4 protein-coding genes are annotated in these 4,492 nt (G+C 37.6%); 3 read left to right on the forward strand and 1 reads right to left on the reverse strand.

Annotation, left to right across the window (positions count from 1 at the left end; genetic code table 11):
* Window positions 1–110: 110 nt before the first annotated feature.
* Window positions 111–341, reverse strand: coding sequence for a phospholipase D-like domain-containing protein (locus tag M3210_RS19390; RefSeq protein ID WP_251517850.1), 231 nt, complete (start codon window positions 339–341; stop codon window positions 111–113).
* 263 nt (window positions 342–604) lie between these two features.
* Here M3210_RS19390 and M3210_RS19395 point away from each other — a divergent pair, with 263 nt between their 5' ends.
* The 3 genes from M3210_RS19395 to M3210_RS19405 form a co-directional block, all read left to right on the forward strand.
* On the forward strand, window positions 605–1,183 hold the full coding sequence (locus M3210_RS19395; RefSeq protein ID WP_251517853.1) for a TetR/AcrR family transcriptional regulator: 579 nt from the start codon (window positions 605–607) through the stop codon (window positions 1,181–1,183).
* A 152-nt stretch (window positions 1,184–1,335) separates the two neighbouring features.
* Window positions 1,336–4,011, forward strand: a complete 2,676-nt coding sequence (locus tag M3210_RS19400) for a YhgE/Pip domain-containing protein (protein WP_251517856.1) — start codon at window positions 1,336–1,338, stop codon at window positions 4,009–4,011.
* A 197-nt stretch (window positions 4,012–4,208) separates the two neighbouring features.
* Window positions 4,209–4,492 (forward strand): transposase (locus tag M3210_RS19405; RefSeq protein WP_251517858.1); only part of this gene is annotated, 284 nt, incomplete at its 3' end.

Raw genomic sequence — 4,492 nt, forward strand, 5'->3', positions numbered from 1 at the left:
TCAAGTCTAATTGTATATTGTAAAAAAAATGAATGGAGCCACCTTTAGTTGGGTATTTACTTTTTTGGCTCTAATAGAAAAAAGATTAAAACTGAAAATTCTGGCATTATTTATGCAACGCTAGTGAAGTTATTCATATCAGACATTTTGAAAAAACCTTTAAATGTGAAGTTTGCTGATCCAGTTATCACCGAATGTTTATCAAAGATGTATAGTTTTGTATGCAAATCTTGCAGTGCATATAAATTGGCACCTGTCGCTTCACCAGCTGCACGTGCTTCCTTACGCCACTTGTACAAGGTCACTTCTGTGATGCCTTCTTCTTTGGCAATTTGCTTCACTGCTTCACTGCTTCATTGCTTGGTGGCATCATGCGTTTCACAATAGCTTCTTTTTGTTCCTTCGAATAGCGTACTCTATTTCCTGTCATATCGATTGACCTCCGTGTTAGTTACTTAAGTATAACACTAAAGTATCCTACGACATTTATCCTAACAGAGGGGGTTCCGCATTTCTCTTTTTTAAACTTGCTTTATACCATTCATCATGTTAGGCTAACAATTGACCGTTATAGTATTATAGTCATTATGAGGAGAATTTGTTAATGATTCAGGATAAAAAGTTGAACATTATTAATGCCGCGATGAAATCTTTTAGCCATTTTGGTTACAAGGCAACGACGATGGACCAAATAGCAAAGATAGCACAAGTAGGAAAAGGAACAATTTATACGTATTTTTCTTCCAAAGAGGATGTACTAAATGAAATTATTAAATTATATGTTATTGAGATGAGACAAGTCGCCAGAGGTGCGATTATACAGGAAGATCCGTTTGTTAAAAATTTCAACGCAGCCTTGCATGCGATAACTAAATTCCAGGAAGAGCATGAGTTAATGATTAAGCTTTCCCAAGAAGTAAAGGATATGGGGACCCCTGAAGTAATTGAAGTGCTGCAAGAGGTCGAAGATGAAATCTGTGAATTTATCGAAATGAAAATCACAGCAGCAATTCAGCGGGGAGAACTGCAAAAGTGTGATCCTAAAATGACAGCATTTCTAATGTTCAAAATGTATATAAACCTGGTGAATGATTGGAAAGAACGGCACCAAGCACTGGATCAAGATGAAATTACAGGTTTCATTAAGATGTATTTTATAGAGGGAATAGGTAATAAAAAATAAATTATCTATATACTAGTACATACACAAATAAGTTAAACGCATATTTAGTTAGGAGTAGCGTGTTGCTAAATGAAGTTTAACTTCATTTTTTATTTTAAGTTGACCGGAAAACGATTCTAGTCAATAGTTACTTTATAATATTGGAGGAAGTTATGAAAAACGTTTGGAATATCTTTAAGCAAGATCTAAGGAATATAAAGCGAGTTCCTTTTATCGGTCTTCTGCTAATCGCACTCACTATTTTACCTGCATTATATGCATGGTTTAATCTAGGTTCTACATGGGATCCTTATGCAAATACAAAGAGTATACAAATTGCTGTTGTAAATGAAGATGTAGGGGTAGAAATAGAAGGGGAACTAATAAATATAGGGGAGGAAATTGTTGAAAACCTCAAAGATAATGACGATTTTGGTTGGCAATTTCTTTCCAAACAAGAAGCAGAGGATGAAGTAGAGCTTGGAAATATATATGCTGCCATTTATATCGAGGAAGCTTTTTCGCAGGACTTGGTCCAGATTCTAGATGGAGAACCGAAGCAGGCGGAAGTATTGTATCAAGTGAATGAGAAAATCAATGCAATTGCTCCTAAAATGACATCAGCTGGAGCTTCAGCAATCGTTACGGGAATGAATAATCAGTTCATCGAAGAAACATCAAAAGCCCTTTTTGAACAATTTGACAAGCTCGGCATTCGAATGGAAGAAGGACTTCCGACCATGCGGAGACTAAAGCATATCATCGGTGAGCTTGAGGAGCGTTTCCCAGAGATTAATCAATTCGCGGAACGATTAATTGGTGTCGAGGAAGACTGGGATGAGATTGATGATAGTGTTGAACAATTTTTAGCAATAGGGGGCTATTTTCCAGAAATTCATCAGGGTGCCAATTTAATCTATGACTTGGAGAAGAAGTTTCCAGAAATTAATCAGTTAGGTGCGAAGATGATTAAGCTAGAGGAATCCATTCCAGAAATGGAAGTAGCTATTAAAGATATAAGCGCGATTGGCAATCGTTTTTTTGAAGTGACGGAGCAGTTGGAAGAAGCCTACGAGAAAACGAAAAGAGCGGAAGAGATTATTGGCCGTATGCAGGAAGCAATCCCAGCATTAGCTGAAAAAAAGGAAACAGCAGAAGAATATATTGAGGCGTTACAAACATTTATTGATGAAGCTTCTGAGTCTGCAGTTACAATAGATGAAATCATTAAACAACAACTTCAATTTATAAATAGAGCAGCTCAGATGACCAATCAAGTTCTTGCTATGCTAGAAAATGAGGAATCGCTAGATGAAGTAACTGAAACCATCACAAAAATAAACGAGCAATTAATCAATCAGCTCAATGTAATCGACCAAACAATCGAATTATATAATTTGTTAGATAAGGACAAGCAAAATGAAGATGTCCAAGCAACGGTTCGTGAATTGGTGAGTCTGAGAGAGGACTTATCCGCTTTACAAGAAGTTCTGGTTTCACTAGAAAATGAGCTGGAACAAGGAAGTATCGACTCAAATCAATTCAACAGCGTTCGTGAAAGAACCCAAAGAGTCGAGCAAGCATCTGAACACTTGGCTCACTCTATAAATTGGGAATCGGGAAAGACGCTTACTGCAGCCTTTACAGATTTAATTGAGCGGTATGGGCAGTCGAACAATAGATTAATGGATGCTTACTCCGATTTAGATTCACTTAGTGACATACTAGCCCACGCTGATCAGATAATAAATACGGGTGGAGAAACAATAGAGAAGCTACTCAATGACTTACCTGATGTGGAAGCGAAAGTAAAAGGTCTCATTGAAAAAACAGAAGCCGAGCTTCCAAAAGCAATTACGGTTATCGAAACCTTAGCGGCATTTGTTGATGAAAAACTACCGCAAATCGAGGATAGGGTGCATGCAGTAGCTAACATGATGCGCAAGGAACTTCCTTTAATCGAAGAAAGATACCATCATGTAGCTACGATTTTAGAAGAAGAAGTTCCTAAGGTGAAAGATTCATTAAGTGAATTGAATCATTACAGTCGCGAGTATTTGCCTGAGTTTGAAGAGGTTATTCATCAGACGGTAAATCACTTCAGTGAGATTGAGGAAGAGGATAAAATCAATGATTTAATCAATATTTTACGAAATGATTTAGATGAGGAAAGTGACTTCTTTGCAAGTCCAATTCATCTAAAAGAAGAGCGTTTATTTGAAATCCCGAATTATGGCTCAGCAAATGCGCCGTTTTATACAGTACTAAGTATTTGGGTAGGGGCACTGTTGTTATCCAATTCCATTACAACCAATGTCCATCCCATTGATATGCGAAAAGATTACACTATTCGCCATGTGTACTTTGGTAAACTTATTTTATTTTTAATCGTCGGTGTTCTACAAGGACTTGTTGTTAGTATTGGAAATCTACAACTGCTTGGCATTTACGCAAAACATCCTGTTCTATTCGTCGTATTTTCTATTTTTATTTCAGTTGTATTGATGACAATCGTTTATACGCTAGCATCCATCCTAGGGAATATCGGTAAGGGACTTGCAATTATTTTACTTGTGCTTCAGTTATCAAGCAGTGGCGCTACATTCCCAATTGATGTCGCACCACCGTTTTTTCAATCGATTCACGCATTTATGCCATTTACCTATGCGATTAACCTATTGAGAGAAGCAGTAGGAGGAATGATTCCAATCCTCGTTCTAAAGGATATGACAATTCTACTCTTATTCATGCTTCTAGCGTTCTTTGTTGGAATCGTATTAAAACCACTGCTCGCCACTCGAATGCAAAAAACATTTGAGAAATCGAAAGAAAGCAGGATGGTGGATTAAGTAGGAAACATGGGGACGGTTCGAGACCACTGAGGCACCAATGGATATCAGTCCCCGCCAACTACGCTGGCTATTAGACGGGCTATCTATTGAACAGAAACAAGCGCATCCAGAAGTGAAAGCACGTACCATTCTATAAATCAAGAAAAATGAGAATCCGACTAGTCAATTCGGGTTCTCTTTCGTATAATGAAACTATGAAAAATACAGACACCAAAAATCAGGAATCAATTGAATACTATAAAGAGCGTAACGAAAAGCTTGAAATAGAGAAGGAAGCTTTGGAAGCAAAGCTAAAATGGTATGAGGAGCAATTTCGGTTAAGTCAACAGCGTCGTTTTGGTTCTTCCAGCGAGAAGACCAATCCAGATCAACTTTCCCTTTTCAATGAAGCTGAAGATACTGCGAATCCAGAAATCGAAGAACCAACGCTCGAAACCATTACGATTACACGAAAAAAGCGAGATCGTCGAGATGATAA

It is taken from the genome of Oceanobacillus luteolus, assembly GCF_023715655.1.
Taxonomy (GTDB): domain Bacteria; phylum Bacillota; class Bacilli; order Bacillales; family Amphibacillaceae; genus Oceanobacillus; species Oceanobacillus luteolus.

Coding starts and splice junctions, on each gene's coding strand:
- M3210_RS19395 (WP_251517853.1), top strand. CDS start 605: ATGATTCAGGATAAAAAGTTGAACATTATTAATGCCGCGATGAAATCT.
- M3210_RS19400 (WP_251517856.1), top strand. CDS start 1,336: ATGAAAAACGTTTGGAATATCTTTAAGCAAGATCTAAGGAATATAAAG.